This window comes from Amycolatopsis sp. lyj-23 (genome assembly GCF_046549135.1).
In the GTDB taxonomy this organism is placed as follows: domain Bacteria; phylum Actinomycetota; class Actinomycetes; order Mycobacteriales; family Pseudonocardiaceae; genus Amycolatopsis.
This window is the reverse complement of the sequence record NZ_JAJPWN010000017.1, coordinates 99,564-121,139: the sequence shown is the minus strand read 5'-3', so window position 1 is coordinate 121,139 and position 21,576 is coordinate 99,564. Positions and strand designations below refer to the sequence as shown.

The 21,576-nt window shown below is 68.4% G+C and carries 23 protein-coding genes and 2 pseudogenes; 16 read left to right on the top strand and 9 right to left on the bottom strand.

The features are described from left to right. Positions 1 to 20 precede the first annotated feature (20 nt). Positions 21 to 416 carry a hypothetical protein gene (locus ACLJPY_RS36350; protein WP_410595528.1) on the bottom strand — a complete coding sequence of 132 codons (396 nt, stop codon included), beginning with the start codon at positions 414 to 416 and terminating at the stop codon, positions 21 to 23. A 588-nt stretch (positions 417 to 1,004) separates the two neighbouring features. Between ACLJPY_RS36350 and ACLJPY_RS36345 the strand changes: the two genes are divergently transcribed. Beyond that, on the top strand, positions 1,005 to 1,472 hold the full coding sequence (locus ACLJPY_RS36345) for a hypothetical protein (RefSeq protein WP_410595527.1): 468 nt from the start codon (positions 1,005 to 1,007) through the stop codon (positions 1,470 to 1,472). A gap of 196 nt (positions 1,473 to 1,668) precedes the next feature. Next, entirely contained in the window at positions 1,669 to 2,685 is a 1,017-nt protein-coding gene (locus ACLJPY_RS36340; RefSeq protein ID WP_410595526.1) for a hypothetical protein, read from the top strand. On the opposite strand, the gene ACLJPY_RS36335 is transcribed toward ACLJPY_RS36340, so the two are convergent. Next, the gene (locus tag ACLJPY_RS36335; protein WP_410595525.1) at positions 2,682 to 4,670 is read right to left on the bottom strand and encodes an NB-ARC domain-containing protein; all 1,989 of its coding nucleotides are present in this window, start codon (positions 4,668 to 4,670) and stop codon (positions 2,682 to 2,684) included. The two genes, ACLJPY_RS36340 and ACLJPY_RS36335, sit on opposite strands and share 4 nt — an antisense overlap. Before the next feature lie 89 nt (positions 4,671 to 4,759). On the opposite strand from ACLJPY_RS36335, the gene ACLJPY_RS36330 reads away from it, so the two are divergent. The 3 genes from ACLJPY_RS36330 (at position 4,760) to ACLJPY_RS36320 (ending at position 7,413) form a co-directional block, all read left to right on the top strand. Then, positions 4,760 to 5,677: a pentapeptide repeat-containing protein gene (locus tag ACLJPY_RS36330; protein WP_410595524.1), complete on the top strand. Its 918-nt coding sequence runs from the start codon at positions 4,760 to 4,762 to the stop codon at positions 5,675 to 5,677. Positions 5,678 to 5,726: 49 nt separating this feature from the next. After that, the gene (locus ACLJPY_RS36325) at positions 5,727 to 6,254 is read left to right on the top strand and encodes a hypothetical protein (RefSeq protein WP_410595523.1); all 528 of its coding nucleotides are present in this window, start codon (positions 5,727 to 5,729) and stop codon (positions 6,252 to 6,254) included. 151 nt (positions 6,255 to 6,405) lie between these two features. Next, a complete protein-coding gene (locus ACLJPY_RS36320) occupies positions 6,406 to 7,413 on the top strand; it encodes a hypothetical protein (RefSeq protein ID WP_410595522.1) in 1,008 nt (335 codons plus the stop codon). Here ACLJPY_RS36320 and ACLJPY_RS36315 read toward each other — a convergent pair. Beyond that, on the bottom strand, positions 7,410 to 9,254 hold the full coding sequence (locus tag ACLJPY_RS36315) for a hypothetical protein (protein WP_410595521.1): 1,845 nt from the start codon (positions 9,252 to 9,254) through the stop codon (positions 7,410 to 7,412). The two genes, ACLJPY_RS36320 and ACLJPY_RS36315, sit on opposite strands and share 4 nt — an antisense overlap. Before the next feature lie 1,112 nt (positions 9,255 to 10,366). On the opposite strand from ACLJPY_RS36315, the gene ACLJPY_RS36310 reads away from it, so the two are divergent. Next, entirely contained in the window at positions 10,367 to 11,143 is a 777-nt protein-coding gene (locus tag ACLJPY_RS36310) for a hypothetical protein (RefSeq protein ID WP_410595520.1), read from the top strand. 244 nt (positions 11,144 to 11,387) lie between these two features. Here the strand turns inward: ACLJPY_RS36310 and ACLJPY_RS36305 are convergent, their stop codons facing one another. Next, on the bottom strand, positions 11,388 to 11,555 hold the full coding sequence (locus ACLJPY_RS36305; protein WP_410595519.1) for a hypothetical protein: 168 nt from the start codon (positions 11,553 to 11,555) through the stop codon (positions 11,388 to 11,390). A gap of 297 nt (positions 11,556 to 11,852) precedes the next feature. Here ACLJPY_RS36305 and ACLJPY_RS36300 point away from each other — a divergent pair, with 297 nt between their 5' ends. Continuing rightward, positions 11,853 to 12,068, top strand: coding sequence for a hypothetical protein (locus tag ACLJPY_RS36300; protein WP_410595518.1), 216 nt, complete (start codon positions 11,853 to 11,855; stop codon positions 12,066 to 12,068). A 205-nt stretch (positions 12,069 to 12,273) separates the two neighbouring features. On the opposite strand, the gene ACLJPY_RS36295 is transcribed toward ACLJPY_RS36300, so the two are convergent. After that, entirely contained in the window at positions 12,274 to 12,495 is a 222-nt protein-coding gene (locus ACLJPY_RS36295) for a DUF397 domain-containing protein (RefSeq protein ID WP_410595517.1), read from the bottom strand. 6 nt (positions 12,496 to 12,501) lie between these two features. After that, complete coding sequence (locus tag ACLJPY_RS36290) at positions 12,502 to 13,368, bottom strand: helix-turn-helix domain-containing protein (RefSeq protein WP_410595516.1); 867 nt, start codon at positions 13,366 to 13,368, stop codon at positions 12,502 to 12,504. Positions 13,369 to 13,668: 300 nt separating this feature from the next. On the opposite strand from ACLJPY_RS36290, the gene ACLJPY_RS36285 reads away from it, so the two are divergent. The 7 genes and pseudogenes from ACLJPY_RS36285 (at position 13,669) to ACLJPY_RS36255 (ending at position 18,242) form a co-directional block, all read left to right on the top strand. Beyond that, the gene (locus ACLJPY_RS36285; RefSeq protein ID WP_410595515.1) at positions 13,669 to 14,106 is read left to right on the top strand and encodes a hypothetical protein; all 438 of its coding nucleotides are present in this window, start codon (positions 13,669 to 13,671) and stop codon (positions 14,104 to 14,106) included. Beyond that, complete coding sequence (locus ACLJPY_RS36280; protein WP_410595514.1) at positions 14,103 to 14,360, top strand: hypothetical protein; 258 nt, start codon at positions 14,103 to 14,105, stop codon at positions 14,358 to 14,360. Before ACLJPY_RS36285 ends, ACLJPY_RS36280 begins: the two co-directional genes overlap by 4 nt. A 106-nt stretch (positions 14,361 to 14,466) precedes the next feature. Further along, positions 14,467 to 14,646, top strand: coding sequence for a hypothetical protein (locus ACLJPY_RS36275; RefSeq protein ID WP_410595513.1), 180 nt, complete (start codon positions 14,467 to 14,469; stop codon positions 14,644 to 14,646). Between the two features lie 85 nt (positions 14,647 to 14,731). Beyond that, positions 14,732 to 15,466 carry a M16 family metallopeptidase gene (locus ACLJPY_RS36270; RefSeq protein WP_410595512.1) on the top strand — a complete coding sequence of 245 codons (735 nt, stop codon included), beginning with the start codon at positions 14,732 to 14,734 and terminating at the stop codon, positions 15,464 to 15,466. A gap of 174 nt (positions 15,467 to 15,640) precedes the next feature. Beyond that, a complete protein-coding gene (locus tag ACLJPY_RS36265) occupies positions 15,641 to 16,666 on the top strand; it encodes an NAD(P)H-dependent glycerol-3-phosphate dehydrogenase (protein WP_410595511.1) in 1,026 nt (341 codons plus the stop codon). 309 nt (positions 16,667 to 16,975) lie between these two features. After that, positions 16,976 to 17,194, top strand: a pseudogene (locus tag ACLJPY_RS36260) (helix-turn-helix domain-containing protein); the annotation flags it as partial. Between the two features lie 253 nt (positions 17,195 to 17,447). After that, positions 17,448 to 18,242 carry a hypothetical protein gene (locus ACLJPY_RS36255; protein ID WP_410595510.1) on the top strand — a complete coding sequence of 265 codons (795 nt, stop codon included), beginning with the start codon at positions 17,448 to 17,450 and terminating at the stop codon, positions 18,240 to 18,242. A gap of 213 nt (positions 18,243 to 18,455) precedes the next feature. On the opposite strand, the gene ACLJPY_RS36250 is transcribed toward ACLJPY_RS36255, so the two are convergent. The 3 genes and pseudogenes from ACLJPY_RS36250 to ACLJPY_RS36240 form a co-directional block, all read right to left on the bottom strand. Next, on the bottom strand, positions 18,456 to 18,656 hold the full coding sequence (locus ACLJPY_RS36250) for a hypothetical protein (protein ID WP_410595509.1): 201 nt from the start codon (positions 18,654 to 18,656) through the stop codon (positions 18,456 to 18,458). 32 nt (positions 18,657 to 18,688) lie between these two features. After that, the gene (locus ACLJPY_RS36245; protein WP_410595508.1) at positions 18,689 to 18,913 is read right to left on the bottom strand and encodes a hypothetical protein; all 225 of its coding nucleotides are present in this window, start codon (positions 18,911 to 18,913) and stop codon (positions 18,689 to 18,691) included. 115 nt (positions 18,914 to 19,028) lie between these two features. Continuing rightward, positions 19,029 to 20,820: pseudogene (locus ACLJPY_RS36240) on the bottom strand (IS481 family transposase). Between the two features lie 125 nt (positions 20,821 to 20,945). Between ACLJPY_RS36240 and ACLJPY_RS36235 the strand changes: the two are divergent. Continuing rightward, positions 20,946 to 21,185 carry a hypothetical protein gene (locus tag ACLJPY_RS36235; protein ID WP_410595507.1) on the top strand — a complete coding sequence of 80 codons (240 nt, stop codon included), beginning with the start codon at positions 20,946 to 20,948 and terminating at the stop codon, positions 21,183 to 21,185. Positions 21,186 to 21,273: 88 nt separating this feature from the next. After that, positions 21,274 to 21,534, top strand: coding sequence for a hypothetical protein (locus ACLJPY_RS36230; RefSeq protein ID WP_410595506.1), 261 nt, complete (start codon positions 21,274 to 21,276; stop codon positions 21,532 to 21,534). The last annotated feature ends 42 nt before the right edge of the window (positions 21,535 to 21,576 follow it).

Genomic DNA, 21,576 nt, shown 5'->3' with positions numbered 1-21,576 from the left:
TCGCGGGCACCGGTCGTTGCCTAGGCACCAAGACGTGCGCGGCGATGTCGCGCAGACGACAGCGCCGACGCCACCCGAGCGTACGGCACGATCTCGACGTCGGGCGCGACGTCCAAGTCCCTGGGCTCGGGCGCCGGCCGTCGGGGCGTATGGCTTGGGGGTGCGGTTTCGGTGAGCAATCCTGCGGGCTGATCATGACGTCGTCGCTCGATGCCGAGCCCGTGCGCCTCGGCATCGAGCACGCCGACGTTGAAGCCCTGCGCGGCCGCGTAGGTGGCGATGTAGGCCATGCCGAGCACCGGCAACGTGAAGTCGTTCACCCGCGGGCGCTCGTCGTAGTCGTGCAGCGGCGCGTTGACGAACAGGGCGTCGATCTCGCGCGTCAGGTCGGCGCCGGCGATCAGGTCAGAGAGCAACTCCTGTGGCGTGTCGGACTCCCCAAGCGAGGGTGAGCAGCGTCCACTCGGACAACTGCGTACCGGCCATCGCCTGCCACAACCGCCCGAACTCAGGTTCGGGTTTCGGCCAGTCGACCGAAGGGGCGAGCTTGCCCGCCCAGGTGCGTACAGCGAGGTCGGCGAAGGGATAGAGGCTAGCCCAGGTCCATGCGGCCCTGCGGGGTCCACCCGAAGACGATGGCCGACGCGTCGCGGGTCGGCGGCAACGCGCGGACGTCGGCAGTAAAGAGGGTCGCAGCGTGTCGTCGGTGAGGACGCGTCCTATCATCACCCGGAACCGGACAGTGTCACGCTGGGTTCACTAACGGTCGCGAAATGTGCACGGCTGATGGTTGGTTCGATCCGTTGGTGATGACCATCGACCGCGCGCGACACCGCCGCCCCGCGTCTTCACTGATGTCCCACCCCAGCCAGACTCGAGACCAACTGGAGTCCTAGGGAGCGATCACGAGGTCGCGACGCGATTCGTCGAGATGCGGGCAATATCACCCTCGGCGCGCTGATGATCGTGGCTGCGGCGGGCGGTAACTATCATGATCCGATGTGATGACCACGGGAGCCGCGTCGCGGTGGCTGACCTTCGCGCCGGTGCGGCGTCTGCTCGCCGTGGCCCACAACGTCACCGCCGCGACCCGGCTCTTCGACGTTGTCGCACTGGTAGCCGAAGATCCCCGGATCGAGGTCGTCTTCACCGATCCGGGTTCATCCGCCTTTCCCGCGGGCACCGCCGACTTCCTCCGATCACGCGGCGTGCGTCAAGTGGCGTGGCCGGAGGCGCTAGAGGGCGGCTTCGACCTGGCGATCGCGGCCAGCCACGGACAGACACTCCACGAGCTATCCATTCCGGTGGTCGTCATTCCCCACGGAATGGGGTACAATAAATACTTAGAAACCGGAAACCGGAAACCGGAAACCGGAAACCGGAAACCGGAAACCGGAAACCGGAAACCGGAAACCGGAAACCGGAAACCGGAAACCGGTTTTTGGTTTGTCGGACGATTGGCTACTGCATGACGGCCGCGTGATCGCGTCGGTGCTCGCCCTGTCCCATGAGGAGCAGCTGCGTCGGCTAGCCCGGGACAGTCCCGCTGCTGTGGACCGCGGCAGGGTCGTCGGCGATCTCGCTTTCGATCAGATCACGGCGTCCCGAATCCGTCGCGCCGCGTACCGGACAGCGCTGGGCGTTACCGATACCGAATCCCTCATCGTGGTGTCGTCCACCTGGGGGCCGGATTCGCTGCTGGGACGTCGCGCCGGGCTGCCGGCCGCGTTCGGTGCTCGACTTCCCGCCGACGAGTTCCGAGTCGCGGTGGCCGTCCACCCGAACGTCTGGTGGGGGCACTCCCCGTGGCAGGTACGCCAATGGCTGGCGAGCTGCACTCGCGCGGGAGTGACCGTGCTGGAGGACGTCGACGACTGGCGCGCTGCCCTGGTCGCCGCGGACACGGTGATCGGCGATCACGGTTCCGTCACCTTCTACGCGGCCGCTCTGGGCACTCCGGTCGCGCTGGCCGTGACGCCGGATCACACCGTCGCTCCCGACTCCCCGATCGGCATGTTCCTTCGTCGGGCTCCCCGGCTGGACGAGCTCGGCGACCTGGCCGGCCAGCTGCGCAAGCTCATGGCCAACCACGCTCCCGACCGGCTCGCCGACGTCACGTCCCTCACCACGTCGCTCCCCGGCGGATCGGCCGCCGCGCTGCGCACAGTTCTCTACGACCTGCTCGGCGTGCCCGAGCCGGACACGGCCGCCGATCCACCGCTGCTGCCGCTCCCGGACCAGGCGCTGAAACGCTGCGACTCCCACCTCGTGCACGTCACGCTCGGCGGTCCGACCAGTGCGCACCTCACTCGTTTCCCCGCGGAACGACTACGCACGGATGGGGCTGCCGGCGACCTGTGGCTGGTCGTCGGACCCGGCGAGACCACGCGCCGGTGGTACGAGCTGGCCGACGTCATCGTCGGCGCCCCGGGGGAGGGCACGCCGCGCTGGATGGCCGATGCGCTCGACCACGCGCCGGGCGCCGTCTTCGCCACTGCACCAGCCGACGACGGGCACTGGCTCCTGGGCGATCGCAACGGCAACGTGCACCGGATCAGCACGGCCGGTGGCCTGTTCGCCGCCGTCGCCCTCCAAGCCCGAGCCGGCGGCCGCACGGACCCCACCGGCACCTGGACGCTCACCGTCGGCCAGCGCGCCATCGAGGTCACCGTCACGGGCGGCTAACCCGGCAGGCTCGCGAGCCTGTTCCGGACCTCCCTGGCGCAGACAGCGAACCCAAGATCGTCGTAACAGCTCAACGCCTCGCGCCAGCTGTCCCGCGCATCGGCGACGTCGCCGGTTTCCCGCCGGACATCGCCCAAGGCCACCAGAGCCTCCGCCTGGTCGAACCGGCGTCCCCTGGCCGCCATGAACTTCACGGCCTCCACAAGCACCCGCTTGGCCTGTTGATTTCGTCCCGCGGCGAGCAGGTGCTTACCCTGCCAGGTCGCACATTTGGCCCGATTAACGACGTCGGCGTTGTTCTCGAAGTACGCGCCCGATTCGGCGAGCAGGCGAAGCGCGATATCGGGCGGCTCGGCCTTGGCCAGATGCAGCTGGGCCAGCGCGATACGCCGGCCGTCACCGATCTTTCCTGCCAGCTCCAGATTCCGCCGGAGTATCGCCACCGCGTCGGCGTCGCGTTGCTCGAGACGAGTCAACCCGAGCCCTTCTAGCGCAGTGGCTTCCAGTTCGAGAATCCCCGCCACGCGAGCACACTCCGCGGCGGCGGTGAACAACGACGCGGCAGTGCCCAGCTCGCCGGCCCAGGAATGCCCGAAAGCCTTCTGGAGGCGGATCAAGCTCTCCAGATCCGGCCGCCGCAACGCTTCAGCCGCGTCGATGCCGGCGTCGTGGGTGGCGAAAAGATCACCGAGATGCTTACCCGACTCGTAGAACGGCCACAGCAGCACACACCACGAACACACCGTCTCCAAGTCGCCCATCTCGTAGGCGTAGCTGAGGAGCCTCGCCAGCGTCTGGCGCTCTTCCTCCAGCCAGGCCAGCGCTGCCTCGGCGTCGCCGAACGCGCCTCGCGAGCGGAGCTCGGGAAACAGCATCCGCCGCCACGGCCGCGCCGGCATCAGCATCGCATCGGCGTCATAACTGCGCTGATGGTGGAAAGCCACGAGCCGGGCGCTTTCAGCCGCCTTCTCCGCGTCGGCACGTCCATCTGCAAAGGACGCATGCAGGGCGACGAGGTCGTTGACCGCGTAGCGATCCGGGCCGATCTCCTCGATGAAGCCGCTCTCCCACAGCTCGGCGAGACTCTCCGCGACTTCGTAAAACGGCTCCGCCAGGGCTTCGGCCAGCGCTTCAGCGCTCACCCGGCCGGTCCGAGGCGCCAACCCCAGCGCCCGGTAACACCGCTGCGCGGAGTCACCGAGTTGCCGGTATGCGGCAGTGAACGCGGTGTCGACCGACAGATCCGACGGCGGCGACAGCACCGAAAGCCGACGATGCTCGTCGCGAAGCCGTTCGACCGTGCTCGCGATCGTGCGGTTGCGCGGCCGCCGAAGCATGCTCGCGACCACGCACAACGCGATCGGGAGATGGCCGCAGAGGACGATGAGCTCGGCCGCTGCGCCGGGCTCGGCCGCGACCCGTTCGGCACCGAGCAGCCGTTGCAGTAGCTCCAGCGCCGCCACGTCCGACAGGGGCGACAGCTCGAAGAACTTCACCGGTGTATCGACCGCGAGGTCGGAAACCCCCTGGCCGGCCGTCGCCAGCACCAGGGACCGGCCGTCGCCGGGCATCAGCGTTCGCACCTGGCTCGACCGGACGGCACCGTCGACCACCACGAGGAGCCGACGTCCGGCGGTGAACGTCTGGTACCTGGCGCGCAGCGCAGCCACCCGGTCGGGCACGCTCGCCGCGTCGACGCCGAGCTCGACGAGGAACGTTCGCAAGACTTCGGCCTCGGCACCCTCGCGATCGAGGGCGCCACGAAGATCAGCGAACAGGACACCGTCCGGGAACCAGGACTTGATCCGGAACGCGAGCTCACGCGCGGTGGCGGTCTTCCCGCTGCCCGGCGGTCCCGAGAACACGATCACCAGGTTGCCCTCGGCTGCCGCGACCGCCGCGGCCGCCTCTGCCAGCTCGTCTTCGTGATTCACGTAGTGCGGGTTCCGGCCCTGGATGTGGTCCGGAACGAGCGACGTCGCCACCGGTTCGTCCCCCTCCGTTCGCCACCAGCCTACCGGCCGATGCCACCCTGTGTCGCCGGACAGTACGGCCCTGTAGTGCAATGTCGGGCATGAACCGAGTCGTGCTCAGGATCTTGCTGGCCCTCATCGTGGTCGCGGGCGTCGCCGGGATCCTGTGGGTCCTGTTCGGCCCGGTCGTCACCTGGCTCGGGGGTCCCGACCTCGACCGGCTGGACGCTAAGGACCGCATCGCCGCCGTCGGGACCATCCGCGGCCAGGTCGCGACCGTCCTCAGCGCCGCGTTCGTCGCCGCCGGTCTCTACTACACCGGCCGCAAGTTCGTCCTCGACCGCGACAAGCAGTACACCGACCGGTTCACCAGCGCCGTCGACCAGCTCGGCTCCGACGACGTCACCGTCCGCGCCGGTGGGCATCGGGCGCTCGACCGAATCCTGCACGACTCACCCCGCGACCGCGACCGGGTCCTGCGGACCGTCACCGGCTACCTGCGCGCCCACGCCGACGACGGCCGCACCGACGACGTGGTCGCCGCACTGGAGACCCTCCGCGACCGCGGCACCCCCGCACGCGACCGCCACGACGTGCTCGTCCTGCGGGGCGCGAGGATCCCGGGGGCGGAACTCTCCGGCTTCGACCTCCGCGACGCCGACCTCACCGACTGCGACCTCACCGGCGCGAACCTGCGCGGTGCGCACCTACAAGGAGCGCAGCTGGACCGGGCCAACCTGCGCAAGGCGGATCTGACCGGCGCCACGCTGAGGGGCGCCCACGCCGTCCGGGCCACCGTTGCCCACGCAGTCGCTCGCGACACCGACCTGCGCGACAGCGACCTCACCGACGCCGATCTGAGCGAAACCGACCTCGCCGGCAGCCGATTCGACGGCACCATCCTCACCAACACCGGCGTGGCCGGCGCCGACCTCCGCACCGCCACCGGACTCACCAGCGCTCAGCTCCGCCGCAGCCGCCGCGACCCGGCAACGTCGCTGCCGCCCGACCTCGGCTGACACCCGGAGTACCGTTCTCGAAGATCGACCGCACGCAGGAGCGCCGAACGTGTCAGCCAGTCATTGGATCAAGGTCCCCGTCGGACCGCAGAGCCGGCGCTGGAACACCGCACCGATCGAACGCACCGCCCTCGTGGTCGTCCACACGGTGACCGCGCTGAACCGGCTGCACGACATCCTGACCGTGTTCGACTCCGACCGGCGCGTCCAGCTGGTGTACACCATTCCCGGCGCCTCGGCAGCCGAAGCCGGCGTCGAACCGGAATTGACCGAGCTCGGCGCTGTCGTGCTGCCCTGGCACCAAGCACTCGCCACTGAATTCGATCTCGCCATTTCAGTACACAATAGTGGGAATCTGCACGAAATTGCCGCGCCACTCGCGATCCTCTCCCACGGAATCGGATACACTAAATACTCTAGCCGGAAGCCGGAAGCCGGAAGCCGGAAGCCGGAAGCCGGAAGCCGGAAGCCGGAAGCCGGAAGCCGGAAGCCGGCACGTATACGGACTCTCCGCCCAGTGGCTTGTTCAAGCCGGCGTTGTCGTTCCCAGCGCTGTCGTTCTCACGCATCACGATGAATTCGAGAGGCTGTCCCTCGCCGTTCCTGAAGCGGCGCATGCTGGCGTGGTCGCAGGAGATCCATGCTTCGACCGGCTCAACGTCAGCAGGACCGGGCGCCCGGCTTACCGGCATGTTCTGGGCGCCACTCCGGACACCACCGTGGTTTTCGTGTCCTCCACCTGGGGGCCACGGTCGTTATTCGGTCGATTTCCCGACCTGATAGCCCGGTTGCTCGCAGAACTTGACCTCGAGGAAAATCTGGTCTGCGCGGCCTTGCATCCCAACATTTGGTTCGCTCACGGTCCCGCCCAGATCCGGCTGTGGCTTGGCGACTGCCTGCGCGCAGGACTGCACCTCGTCCCGCCGGTACGCGGGTGGCAACAGGCGCTGCTGGCCGCCGATGTTGTGGTTGGTGATCATGGCGCGGTCACCGGCTACGCTGCGGCGATGGGCATGCCCACCCTGCTGGCCACGTTCCCCGAGGACGACGTCGTAGCGCAGTCCGCGATCGGCGCTCTCGGCCGGACCGCCCCTCGCCTCGATCAGCACGCACCGCTGGCACCGCAGCTCCGTCACGTCGCAGCGTCGCCGCAAACTGTTCGCGACCTGGTGACCTCGACCCCAGGCGAGTCAGCTGTGCTGCTGCGTCGCACGTTTTACGCTCTGATGGATCTACCTGAGCCGGCTGCCGCTCCTCTCCTCCCCGCGTACCGCGCGAGCGACCTGCGGCCCCTGCGCGAGGACGTCCGGGCATGGTGGGCGGTCACAGAGATCGTTGACGACCGCTCGGTTCGAGCGGGCCGGTGGCCGGCCGATGTGACGGCTACTCATGGCGGCCCGCCGGAATCCGGGGACGGGTATCTCGTCGTTGCCTACGATCATCCTCGGCGAGACCTCTACGCCCTCGCCGCCGTCGTGCTCGTTCCCGAAGCCGGCGCAGCGCCGGCCGAGGTGTTCGCCACTCACCCCGTCTGCCACCTCGTGATACAGCGCCAGGGCGGAGCCTGCCGGGTAACCGTGCGGGACGGCGCTACGGCCGTCGTGGAAGCGTCCGAGCCCGGCCTGGCCGAAACCGCGAGCGCCGCCCTGCTCCCCTGGTTCGACCTGCACGCCGGCTCGAACAGCCACCTTGATGTCCTGCTGGGGTCCCAGCGGGTCCACCTCACCGTCCACTAGGACTCGAGCAAGCGACGGATTTCGTCTTCTCGCGCATCGCCGAGCTGCGCGTAAAGTTCCTGGGCGCGCTCAAGCGCCGCCCTGTCGTCCGGGTAGTGCAGGCCGACGCGATGCCAGGCTTCGGCCTCCGATTGGGTGACACCGTCGGCCGCGAACAGCTCAGCCGCCACTCGATGAGCGTCAGCAGCGGCCTGGCGGTCTGTCAAGACGTCACCAAGGACCATCAGGCACTTCGCCCGATTCTCCCGCTCGCCGGAAGCGGCGTCGAAGTACCTCAAGGCACGTTCCGCCGCAGCGCGCGCCGTCGGCGAGTCGCTCCCCAGGCAATAGGCGCGAGCGCGCTGCAAGTCCAGCAGCGCCCGCATCCGCGGCACCTGGTCGTCCGGGATCCCGCTGCCGGCCTGTTCGACCACGCGTTCGGATTCGTCGTACCACCGCAACGCCTCGGCCAGGTCGCCGCGCCGAGCCGCCACCTTGCCGAGCCACTCCAGATTCGACTGCTCACCGAGAACATGCGACGTGCGCCTCGCTGCCGCAAGGGACGTCTCGAAGTCGGCACGCGATCGTTCGAGGTCTCCGACGGCCATCCAGGCCGCCCCGCGCTGGTTCGTCAGCTGCATGACCGCCGCGTCGTCCCCGGATTGCTCCGCAGCGCCAATGCCAATCCGGTGCGTCTCCAGCCACGCGTCCGTGTGGCCGTGCATGTGCAGGAACTTGAATAGAGCGACGCACAGCTGCCCCGCGATGTCGTGCCGTTCGACGCGAGCAGCAGCCTCGACGCAGGCTGCGACGTTGCGCCACTCCGCGTCGAACCAGGCGATCGCTTCGTCCCTCGATGGCCCCGGCAGCATGGATGCGGCCTGCTCGGCGAAGACCTGCCCCACCCGCCATCGGCCCGACAACGCGGCGTCGCGCGCCACGGCCTCGTGCAGGTACCACCCGGTGATGCCCGCCACCAGTGCGTCGCGGACGTCGCTTTCTTCGCCGGTGAAGGCCTGCAGCTTGGCGTGTTCGCGGACCACGGTGTGGAACGCATATCGGCCGCTGGCGTCGTCGAACATGAGCAGGCAGGCGTCGACCAGTTCGTCCAGCAGCTCTGACGCGGTCAGGACGTCGGTACGGCAAACCATGGCGGCCGCGGCGGGCGCGAAGCCGGGCCCCGGGATCAGCGCCACCCGGCGGTATGCCTGCCGGACCGTGTCTTTCAGGCCGTCGTAGGCAAGCTTCAGCGACGACGCGACGGGCTGAGTCACGTCGAGCTCCAACAAAGCTGCGCGCGACCGTCTGATCCGGGCGACCAGCGGCTCGGCGGCCCGGGCACGCCCCAGCAGGTGTGCCGCGACCAACCGGATCAGCAGCGGGTGGCCGTCGCATAGAGCGCCGAGTTCGTCGATCAGAGCGGGGTCGAGTTCACGAGCTGTGGTCCCCAAGCTGGTCAGCAGCAGTTCCCGGGCCTCGGGCGGCGGTAATCCCTCCAGCCCTACGGCCAGGAAACCGTGCGGATAGAGCCTGCGCAGCGCCCGCCGGCTGGTGACCAGCACCACCGCATTGGGCGCGGAGTCTGGGATGAGGGGCTCGACCTGTTCGGCCGCGACGACGTCCTTGACCAGCAGGACGAACCGGCGTCCGGCCGACTTCCGCTGGTAGGTGTGGGCTCGGTCGGCGTCGGAGCCGGGCAGGTCAGGCTCGGCCAAACCCAGCCCGCGCAACGCCTGCCCGAGCAGCTCGCCTGGCGGAACAAGAGCACCGTCCGGGGTGCTCGCCTGAACCTCGACATAGACACAGTCGTGGTCCAGAAGCTGGTCCTCGCACACTTCGGCTGCGAGGCTGTAGCTGCCCAAGCCGCCTCGGGCGTGAACACACACCAGCCCGGGCTTCCCTGGTATCCCGCGCAGATGCTCGCGGATCAGCTCGCGAGGTTCCCGCCGATCCAGAAACGGAACCGCCCGGCGCGGCCTGCGCCCAGTGTCCACGACAGCCCCCTCACCACGTCCCTCATGCCTGCACTAACGGTAGCGACCTACGCATCATCTGGCACAGGCAGCTCACCGCAGCCCTGAACCGGGCGGCGAAGTTCGTGCGGCGCCGAAGACCGCACCGGTCCCGCGCAACGTAGCGCTGCCCCGCAGGTCGCCCGCTGGGCCGGCCCTCGCCGCCGACCGCTTCCGCAAATGGACGCCGACTGCACTGAGAGCCCAAGAACCCATTGATGTGCCACCAGGAGGCATGGCGCCAGCGCCGCCGTGGGCGAAGTGCGCGACGACTGCCGACGCGCCGTGACCACCCTGTACGTTGACCTCGCACGGCAAATCGATACCCTTCCCGACGAGTACGACGACTTGGCCCGCTGGCTCACCGGCGTCAGCCCCCGCCCTTCCCACTTCCAACCCGCCACCGACCCGCTGCCCTGAGGGGAGCGACCCACTCAGCGCATCGCAACTTCTCGCGGCGCGCATCGGTCGCTGCGCGGCGCGAGTCAGCGGAGCATTCGACGGTGGACATCGTGCTGATGGCGGGGTCGCTGCTGGGGATCCCGTTCCCGTTGCCCGCGCAACGGCGCGCCGGGCGGAAGCTCGGGTCCACGAACACGGTCGCGGACTCCGAACAAATCGTGCTTGCACGTATCTGTCCAGGGTGCCAATGATCAGGCTGCTGCTGAACTCGTTGTACGGCTTGTCCTAGGCCGACCCGGTGTTGCGCTGGTCAACGCCGCTGCCGCGGTCGAAGAAGGCCGCGAAGCCGGGCGCGGCGAGCACTGCTGCTAACCACCTCCGCCGAGGAATCCCAGCGGGGACCGATGCGCGCGTGTCACCCGAAAGTGGATTCCGCGCTAGCGGATCCTCGCCGTCCTACGCCAAACTCGCTGGTCACGCACGTGAGCTCCCGGGTCCGCGCGTACAGGAGTCGTCAATTGCGCTTGCTCCGGCGCGGATCGGCGATGTGGGATGGCGCGATGACAACTCCGACCCCCGAGCGGACGCAGGCAAAGTGGCGGGAGATCGCGACACTGGCCGAGAAACTGGCCGAGCGCTCGGGATCCAATACCGGATTCGTGGTTGCGCCCGGCAGTCCTTTGGCCGGAGACGACCTCCGCTGCGATCCCTACCACGTGTCGCACGCCGTGCAGACAAGCATCACCTCTGCGATCGACCACTTGCATGCCCTGTGCGCCTTGGTAGTCCAGTCCGGATTCCTGCATCTCGCGGCGCCGGCAACGCTGGCACGCGGAGTCCTCGAATGCGCCTCGACCGCAGTCTGGATCGCGAGCCCGACCACGCAGGACGAGCGGATCGCACGCGCCTTGAGGTGGAATATCGCCGACGTGAAGGACGGCGACCGAGCGGCTACCGGCGCCGGCATCTCGGTCCCCACATCGCTGCAGGACCGGAAAGACAAGATCGAAGCAGTCGCCACGAAGTGCTCCCTACCGTTCAAGCCGATCAGCGGCGGCTACACCAGCTCCGGAGCGGTCGCCGCAACCGAGACTTTTCTGAAGACCCCGTTCGGCGTCCTCCTTCCGTGGCGGCTATCGTCCGGCTTCGCCCACGGCCGCCGCTGGGCGATGGTCGCGTTCGCCGACACGATGCAGCAGCAAGCAAACACACAGACCGGGGTCGTGCACCTCAAGATGGAGAACGACCTCACGCGGGTCCTGTTCTTGGGCCTGGCCGCTGCCCACGTGGCCAAGGGCGCGGTCGCCCTGTTCGACCAGCGCAGCACCGCTCCCTGACCCGAGCACCGCGGACCGGCGCGCGCCAAACCGATCGCCTGCGGCCAAGCACCAGCCGTTTGTGGACTTGCCCGGCGACCCCCGGCCCCACGGCCTCAGGCAACGGTTCGGCGTCGAAGGCAACGTGGGCATCCGGCGGCCTGCATCTCGCTGGCCGCCGGGTACCCGCGGCAATGTTGATCCGCCGAGCCACCGCAGGTCAGGCGCAGCCGAGCTTGAGCATCATGCCCGCGGCCTTGTCGAACTAAGCGTCGGTCGGGATGGCGACGCGGTCCCAATCCAGGGAGAAGTCTCCCTCCACCGTCTCCCAGAACCGGAAGTTCTTCACGCCTTCAAGGATGCCCGGCGCGCCGGAGTCGAACAGGGCCGACATCAGCCGGCCGAGTACTTCGTAGTGGTGGGGTGTGTCCACCGCGGTTCAAGAGTCACGGGCACCTCGATCACCGCTCCGCCGCCGGCTCGGCCCGCTGACGCGCCGAGAGGGGACCGAGGTCCGCTCGACCAGGTGAAGCAGGCGCCGCTGACCTCGACTACCGGGCACGCATCTGCGGGACGGTGGCGTGCGGAGCGCGCGTCCACGGGACGTTCGCGAGTCGCGGGGCCAGGTGCACCCGGGGAATACCGGGCCCCTGGCCTTACGCATTTCCTCAGCGGCCACATCCGGCGAGCCCGATCGGGGCCTTGGTGTCACCAGTTGGCTACGGGCATCGTGGACGATGTGGAAGCGCGTGAGTTTCGGGTGCGGCTGCTGGTAGACGTACCGCCGAGCAGGTACGCGGCGATCGTGCACGCGGTTGCCGGGGTGCTCGACGCCGCCGGCGTCGTTGCCGGATCATCGATCTTCGTGGATGAGGCGGCCCGGGATGCGGATCTGAACGCCGCCTTCGACGATTTCAGTGCGCTGTATCCGTGGAGCGACTGCTGACCCGCTGGGACGACGTCCGGATTGTCGTCGGCTCCAGCCTCGCAGGCCGGAAAGGACCTGCGTGGAGAACTGCACAGGGCTGTGCCGCGAGCGGCGAAGGTGAGCATCATCGGGTGGGGAGCACTGTCGGCTCAGCGAGCGAATGCCCCTGGCCAGCAACGGTGGTCAGGGGCATTCTCCGCGGGTGGGGATGACCCAACGGCATCTACAGGTCGAACTCGCCGTCCTTAATGTCACGCAGTAACGCGTCCCATCCGGTGGGGTCGACGACCAGGATCGGGCTGGCGGCGCCGAGCTTGGTGTCGCGGACTCCGACCACGCCGGGAACGGATCCGACTTCCACACAGCCGCCGTTTTCCTTGCTGTAGGAAGCTTTGTGCCAGTTGGTCGCGTGGGCGAGGGCGGCAACGGCGTCCTCGAACTTCATGATCGGTCACAGGTCCTTTGCTAGCTGACGGAACAGCACCGAAGTCTTCTCCGGCTTGCTGGCCTTGATCCGGAGTTCGGTCAAGGCGTTGCGGTACTTCCTGATCTGCTCCAGCTCCTCGTAGTAGTACGGCTTGACCAGCGTCTCCGCGTACACGCAGCCGGGGTAGTCCTCGAGTTCCGGCGGCGCGGACAGGATGGTGAAGGTCCCTTCCACGCCAGTGTGCGCGCCGACGGTGGTGGGAAGCACCTGCAATTTGATGCCGGGCCGGTCGGCGAGGTCGGCCAGGTGCAGCAGCTGCTCCCGCAGGATGTCCTTGCCGCCGACTTCCCACTCGAGGGCGGTGGCGGCCACGACCCGCCAGACCAGCGGAGGTTCGCCTTCGTTGAAGATCATGTGCTGGCGGGCCATCCGCAGGTCGACGCGGCGTTGGACCTCCTCGTCGGACAGGTCCGGTTCGGCGCCGCGGATGGTGGCCTCGGCGTAGCGGCGGGTCTGGAAAACGCCGGCGACGACGTTGGCGTCCCATCCTTCCAGCTGGCTGGCCGAGGACTCCATGCCCAGGAACAGCCCGAAGTCCTCGGGGAAGTCGCCCTGCTGCTCGTCGCCGCCGAACCAGTCCTTGCCCTTGCGAGCGCGTTCGCGCAGGCGCTGGAAGCGCTCGGTCCGCTCGGCGACGCCGTAGAGGGCGAGCAGGCTGGCCAGCTCCAGCGGTTTGGGCAGTGAGCGGCCGTTCTCGATGTGGGCGATGGCCGAGACGCTGCCCTGGATCGCGGCAGCGGCGGCTTCGCGGCTGACGCCGGCGGCCTCGCGCAGGCGTCGCATCGCGACGGCGAACCACCACTTCAGCGCGGACGGGCTGGTCGTCGCCACGCGTTGCTCCTGTTCTGCCTGGTAGTGCCCTCACGTCTGCTAACGCTTCGCATGCGCAAGGACACCCGATCGGAGTATCCACTTCTGACGATCGTCAGTTGTACGGTCGTCATCATGACCTACGTCACTCAGGTTGGGAACACGGTACCTGGGCGGCGTGTATCCGCTCCGGGGTGGTGCTCCGGCGATCTCGCCGCCGTCGAGCACCATCCCAGAGCCTTCCGACCGGCAGCGGCCCCGGCGCTGACCCCCGACCAGCCCCGGACCGCGGCCCCCCACCGGCGAAGGAGCACCCGCGCGATGACCGCGACCCTGATCCCACCGAGGACATCCCTGTCCGGCCTCGTCACCGCCCTGGCGCGGGTGACCCGCCGCCGGGACCACCGCGCGGGGCTGCTCGCCGAGCTGGAAACCGCCCGGCTGGTGCCGGCGGTGGTCGTGCCCGGCATCCAGCACCAGGCCGCCGAAGCGATCGTGCGCGTCGGCCTGCCGGCCGTTGAGCACCGGCGCCGCATGGTGCAGCGCCGGATCGATGAGCACCTGTTCCTCGACGTCGACGGCCGAGCGGGTGTGCGCGTCCTGGCCTGCTGGGACGAACAGGCGCACCGCGTCCGCATGCACGTCGCCGAGACCGGGGAGCCGGGACTGTGGGACCGGATCGTCGTCCGCTTCACCGAATGGGAGCGCGACGGCCGTCCCGTGCCCGGCGCCGACGAGGCGCGAGGGGCCGGATCGTGACCGCATTGGCGGTCGCGCTGACCGGGCCGACGGCCACGACGCCGCCGAAGGCGGCGGCCGTGGTGCGCGCGTTCACCACCGTCCCGCCCGGCGGCTACCGGCACGCGGTGCTCGACGCCGCCGCAGCGCTGGCGGACGAACGTCGGCTGCGCCGGCGCGCACCGGATCCGCCGGCGATCCCCGCGCCGACGATCCGCTGCTGGCCGCGGCCGCCCGGACGGTCCACGCCCGCGACGCCGCGTGCGGCGTGCTGATCGACCGGATCGACCGCTGGGCCGCGGCAGAACTGTCCGAGGGCCGAGCTGGTGTACTGCACACCAAACCCTCGGCCGGCTCGTCGTCCGGCTGGTGACGGTGTGGATGCGCGGACAGTTGCTCGCCGAGTGCCGCGCGGCCGCGGACGATCCGCGGGTGCGGCTGGCGGCCCGTCAGCTGGGCGAGCTGGGCCGCGCCCACGACGACCTGATCACCGACCTGCGGCTCGGCCGCCGACGGCTCCCGCCCTTCCAGACACCGGCGGGACCGGCCGGGATGGCATGAGCGATGACCATCGAGAGGACGTCCGGCCTGTGCGGGGCCTGATGGTCGCGGCGAGCAGCCCGCCGGGCACGCGGCCGACGCTGGCGTGTTTCTTGTCGTAGGAGACCTCGACTTCCTCGATATCGAGTCTCTCGCCAGTGATGCATTCGGCGACCTGTCGTCGTCCTCACTCGACGAACCTTTCACCGCGCCTGATCCAGCCAGCGAGCCTTCGTCTCGCCTCGTCGTCGCGACCAGAGCGGGCGCCGTGCAGAACAACTTACGCATCGGACATGACGCGCCGAGTCGGCGCCTTGCCGCGCTACTCAATATGGACGTAATTGCGATCAACATTGGCTCGGCAATCCTCGGCGGCACGGTTTCGTCTCGACTCAGTCATGAGTTACGGGAGGCGAAAGGTTACACCTATGGCGTTCATGCGGGATTCGACTTCGGTAGTCCAGCCGGATTCTTCGCAGTCACATCAGAGGTGAGCACGGGTGCCACAGGTGACGCCATAGCGGACGTGATTCGCATTATTGATGACTTCGTTGATTCTGGTGTAACTCGTTCCGAATTGGAGACTACGCGCGCTTATCTCGCTGGCGCAATGCCAGTCGGGTTGCAGACTGTTTCTGACGTAGGTGGACGACTTGTTGAAATGACGCAGCACGGACTTCCGACCGATTACCTTACACAGGAGCACGCGACCCTCCTGGAGGTTTCTCTCGACCATGTCAACAACGCGATCCGTGGCGCCTTGCATCCGGATCGCCTCATTGTTGTTGTCGAAGGCGACAGCTCGGCCATCGGCGCCGACCTCGCGAAGCTTAAGCTATGACCGCAGGCCAACCGTCCATACGGCGGCGGAGGCGAAAGTTCAGAAAAGTCGCCCGTCCAACGTTCACGACATCGCTCAGACTATAGCTGACGTCGGCGACGACGCCGCGAACGCAGCACCGCCGCGCGTGCTGATAAGCTTATCGCCGGAATGGATGTAAGCTTGGATTAAGCGATGGAGGATTGGCGAATGCCACCACGTGTAGCGGTCTTTGGTGCCGGGTCCTGGGGTACGGCGTTTTCGATGATCCTGGCTGACGCGGGCTGCCAAGTCTCCGTATGGGGACGTCGACCCGAAGTGGTCGATGCCATTAACGTCTCTTCTTGTAATCCGTACTACTTTCCCGGAATTTCTCTTCCTGAAGGAATTAGCGCCACGGTCGATGCGCAAGAAGCTACCCATGGCGCTGAAGCTATATTTCTTTGCACTCCCGCGCAGACACTACGCGGAAATCTGAAGTCTTGGCTTCCACTACTCGATGGACATCCCATACTGGTATCACTCATCAAGGGTGTCGAATTGAGCACCGGCAAGCTGATGAGTCAGGTAATTACCGAAGTGACGAACCTCTCGCCGGACCGTGTCGCCGTCATATCTGGGCCTAATCTGGCGGGTGAAATCGTGGTACGCAAGCCTGCTGCCGGCGTAGTTGCTTGCAGCGACCGGGCTCTCGCCGAGAAACTGCAGGGTATGTGTCACGCGCCATATTATCGCCCTTATACTAGCTTCGATCTAATTGGCTGCGAACTCGGTGGCGCGGTCAAGAACGTAATCACGCTGGCTGTAGGTATTGCTGAGGGCTATGGTCTCGGCGAGAACGCCAAAGCTACCCTAGTTACCAGGGGCCTGGCGGAGACTGCCCGACTCGGGAGAGTCATGGGCGCAGAGCCTCAGACTCTAGCGGGCCTTGCCGGCGTAGGCGATCTTGTTGCCACGTGCTCATCGCCCCTTTCCCGAAATCATGCTCTCGGGATCAACCTAGGCAAGGGAATGTCGTTCCCTCAGGCTATTTCGTTGTCTAGGCAGACCGCCGAGGGTGTGACTTCCGCCAAGGCTGTTCTCGAATTAGCACAGCGTCACGGGATCGAGATGCCTATCACGGAATCGGTTGTCGCTCTCATTGGCGAGAAGAAAACAACCGCGGACGTGGTCGGGGATCTCATGGGGCGATCAGTGAAGCCCGAGCACGATGACGCCTGACGTTGAGTCTTCGGGCATCGTCGAAAAAGAGATTCCGAGCCGGCGCTCGAACGGGGACTGCCCCGGCCAGTTCGGATAGCCGGGGGCAGTCTTGCCGTTCGACGGGTTGGTGCGCCGTGTGTCACGACGATCTCCCTTGCACCTGGCTCGATCGGAGCGGGAAGCCTTCAGGGAACGCGCGTGACTGGCCTGAGCGGCAGAGGTACGTGCGGGACTGGCAACGGATTTGCGGAACTGTCAAACGGCAACACGCAACCGCGGTCTGTCGCGCAGGGTGGTTGATGGGGGACGATCGGTGAGGAGGTTCCGATGGACGCTCTGCACCCGCTCTGGTCGTCGCCCGAGGTGCTGCGCGCTTCCGCCGAGGCCCGCTATGGCGTGCTGGCCCGCGCGGTTCGGGAGGCTCGGGGCTGGACGTTGGCGCTGGTTGCGGCCCAATGCCATCTGTCAGTGAGCACTCTGTCTCGGATGGAGACAGGGCAGCGCAAGCTGCTCGACTTCCGCTACCGGCGGACCTTGGCCGACGTCCTGGAGATCCCGCCCTATCTGTACGGTCTGGCCCCTACCGTAGGCGGCGCGGCAGAAGCGCATGACGGTGCCCGGACGGTTACTGTCGGCGCAACGATTTCCGGCAGCGGACAGGGCGGTGACGAGGCGATGCGGCGTAGGCAGGTTCTCGCGGGGCTGGTCGGCTTCACGATCGCCGGGGCGCTGCCCGGCACCGCCCGCGCGGCATCCGGCGAGGAGTCGCTGGAGGCTCTGCTGCTGGCGAAGTCGCAGCTTGCCCGCGGCGCCCGTGCCGCTGGTGACGCTCCACATGGCCCTGGAACAGGCGCAGCAGGCGTTCTCGCGCTGCGAGTACCGCGAACTCACCGGCGCGCTGCCCCGGCTGATCGCAACCACACACGTCAGCCACGACGCGGCCGCGGGCCAGCTGCGGGAGCGGATGTCCGCCGCGCTGGCCCGCGCCTACCTGCTCGGCTCGGAACTGGCGACCAAGCGGCACCGCGACACCGTCGCCCGGGTCGCCGCCGACCGGTCCCACGCGGCCGCCGAAGCCAGAGGCGACCCGCTGACCATCGCGGCCAGCTCGCGGGCGATCGCCATTTCGATGCGCCGCCACGCCCTCGACGCCTCGGAGCGGATCGACCGGGAAGCCGGTCTCAATGGGGCGATGACCATGCTGACCAAGACCGCGCTCGACCTGGGGGCCGACCACGGCGATCCGGAGGTGCCGCTGCTGGCGACCTACGGGTCGCTGATGTGCACGGCCAGCTACGCCGCCGCCCAGAACGGCAACACCGCCCAGGCAGTCGGCCTGGTCGAGGAAGCCGAGCACGCCGCACGCCGGCGCCCCGGCACCGCGGGCGGGACCGGCAGCGCCCAGTTCAGCGGGACGACCGTCGCGGTCTACCGGATCGGCGTGCACACCGCACTCGGCGACACCGCGAAGGCCCTGAGCTACTTCGACTCCGTCGAGCCGCGCCGGCTGCCGAGCGCCGGGCCCGCGCCTACGTCGACGGCGCCCGCGCGTGGAAGGACCACGGCGGCCTGGATCAGGCCACCAGCGCGCTGAGCCGGGCTTTCACCTGCGCGCCGCAGGAACTTCAGCGGCCCTCGGTCCGCTACCTGATCGCCACCATGCTCGACACGCCCGGCCGGACCCCGGCCGCGCTCCCGGCGCTGGCGGCCCACGCCGGGCTCTGACGGCAGGTCCCCGGCGCCAGCCGACGCCGGGGACACCCACCCGCCTAGGATCTGTTCCCAGGCGGGTCGTGATCATTCCCCGTCACTCCGCGCCGTCGGGCTCCGGGTGGCTGAATGCCTGCCAGCCCGCTTCGACGTCGTGGTCGAGATCGCAGCTTTCGTCGGCGCGCAGCACCCACGGCTCGACCTGGCCGTCCGGGGTGGCCAGCTGCACCGGTTCGTCGTCGGCGTGCAGCACCGCGTCGGGCTGGAAGCTGACCGGGAACGCCGGGAGCGCCCGCACCCACAGTTCCGGCGCCTGCGGCGTCCGCAGGATCAGTATCGGCGCGTCGAGAACGACGCCAGCGGCGACGCCTTCGTCCAGCCTGCGGCGGCCTCGCCGCCAAGCAGCACGCCTGCCGGGCCCGGACCGGACACCGTCCCGACCAGCGTGCCGGTGCGGCCTTGTTCGCCGAGGGAGTCGGCGGCCCCGGCGAGGAACGGGTCATCGACCGGCGAGAGCGGCTGGTCGATTCCTACGCCCGGGACCTGCTCGTGCACGTCGATGGCGACCTCGACCGGCTGCTCGCCGTCGCGGACGAGGCGATGATGTGTGTGGTCTCAGGAGATGGTTGACGGTTTGTGCTCAGGACATCCTTGACGGGGATCTTGTGTGTTAGCGGCGCTTGGACCAGGCCTTGGTCCGGGTGATCGGGGTGTTGGTCTTGCGGGGGTGGATGGCGAGTTCGGTGTCGCCGTCGAGGATCCGGAAGTGGGTGTCCTCGGCGATGATGGTGACGATCTTTCCGGCGTGGCTGGCGCCAACGCGCAGGCGTTGCCGGGCGACCATGACGACTCCGTCGCGGGGAACGCGTCGTTCGGCTCGAGGCGCCCGTCCCGCTGGAGCCGGCGGGAGCGGGCCGCTGGCTTGGCGGGCGCCGGTGAGGGCCAGGCGCTTGTCGAGGCTGATGGTGTAGGGCCAGGACTTGACCAGGCTGTTGTCGGCGATGGCGTGCATGAGGTGCCCATCCAGGCGCAGCGTGATGCGCTGGCCGACCAGTCCGGGGTCGACGGAGAAGTCGTCGTTGTTGAACCTGATCACGCCGTCGCGGACAACGGAGCGGTCGACCTCGACCGCGGTGGTTTCCGGCAGCCGGGAGCGGCCGCGGCCGGCGCGGGGAAGCGCGGGTGCGGCGGGTGCTGGCCCGGCCGGGCGGGCGCCGCGCAGCAGCAGGTAGCGCAGGTGCTCCTCGTGCAGGCGGGAGCTGACGGTCTTGAGGTGGTGCCCGTCGAGCTGGACGTGGATGCTGCGGTCGTCCGCCCAGACGGTGACGGTCCGGCCGGCGTAGGCCGGGCCGATCCAGAGCTGCTGACTGCCGGCAACGGCGAAGTGGCCGCAGTGCGGGACACGGACCTCCCACTCGACCGCGGCCGGGGATCCGGTCGGCGGCGGCGCGGTGTCCTCGACGATCGGCGTGGTGTCCGGCGTGGCCTCCAGCTCGAGCACGGACGCCGGCGGCACCGTCAGCGGCTTGGGGGCGCTGGGGCGGAACAGGCTGGCCGGGGGTGGCCATGTCAAGCGACTGGTGGGGGCGGGCGTGGTTGTAGGTGTGTACCCAGCCGTCGATTGCTTCCTGTGCGGCCTCCAGGTTGTCGAACGCGGTGACCTCGTCGAGCAGTTCCTCCCGCAGGGTCTTGTGGAACCGCTCGACCTTGCCGGTGGTAGTCGGTGAGCGGCGTTTGGTCAGCCGCTGGCTGATGCCGTTCTCCCGGCAGACCCGTTCGAACAGCACCTCCGCCGTGAACGGGCGGGTGAAACGGCCGGTGAACTGTTTTCCGTTGTCGGTCAGCACTTCCGACGGAACACCGTAGCGGCGCATCGCGGCGGTGAACGCCTCCACCACCGCGCGGCCGGTGGGAATCACGACGACCGCGGCGATCACGACGAAGCGGGAGTGGTCGTCGATGCCGGTGACCAGCTTGCACTCGCGTCCGTCGGCCAGGAACACCCCGCCGACGAGGTCCATCTGCCACAGCTGCATCGGGGCTTCGCGTTGCCACCGCTTGTACTTGCGCTTGTGCTCCTGCTCCTGGAGGTTGATCAGGCCGTTGCGGACCAGGACCCGGTGCACCGTCGCGCGAGATGGGACCTTCTCGAGGTTGCGGCGGCCGAGCTCGTGGCGGACCCGGCGGGCACCCCAGCGCGGGTGCTGTCTCCGCAGTTCGCAGATCAGGGCCTCCACCTCGGCGTCCACGCGTGTGGGGGTCCGCTTCGGACGCCGGGACCCCTCCTGCAGGCCGGCGACGCCGTCCTGGGCGTAGCGGTTGCGCCAGGTGTGGATCGTTTGCCGCGACACGCCGTACCGGACAGCGACCTCGCTCACCGGCGACCCGTCACCCACCTCCAGCACCGCCCGGTACCGCTGCTCGGCCTTCCACGCGCCGGCCTCGTCCACACAGCCCTCCATGATCGGAAGGCACAACAAGATCAACAACCGGGTGGCGGTGTCAAGCAACTGCTGACGACAAAACGTCAAGTACGTCCTGAGACCTCACACATCAGCGAGGCGCCGGCACCGCGAGCGGGTCGCCCATGGTGCTTCGCAGCGCAAGATCGAGGCGAGCTGATCGCGGTCGAGCTGGCCGAACACGCAGCGGGATCGTCCGCGACTCCGCCGCCGACACCGATCCGAAAGCCCGCGAGCGGCTGGTCGCCGCGACCGAGCATCAGAACCGGCGCGACACCGGCGAGCTGTTCCTGGGCGATGCAGGCGTCCCGGCGGGTGACCCGGGCGAGCTCGCCAGGCGGCTGGACGAAATCGACCGCAGCTGAGGGCAGGCTGCACCGTTGTCGCTGGTCAACCCACTCCAGCAGTAGCCGAAACCCGGCCGGCGGGGTGATGCTGGAGAGCATGGGAACCGTGCACGAGCTGCACCATGCCGGGGCGGTGATCTGGCGCGCCTCCATTGACCTGGGAATTGGCGACGACGACACCGTGTCCGGAGTGACCGAAACCGACCACAGCACCGAGCAGGCCGCGCGAGCCTGGGTCACGCGGGAGCTGCCGCTGACCGAGTTGCCGGACTGGGTGGGCCGCCGCCGGCACGGTGTCGCCGGCGCGTTCCTCTACGGAAACGTCATTCGCGGCCATCTCACCACCGGCGAGCCGGACCCATCCTGAGAACCCGACCTCGACGCACCGAGCTGGGACGCCGACCTGGTC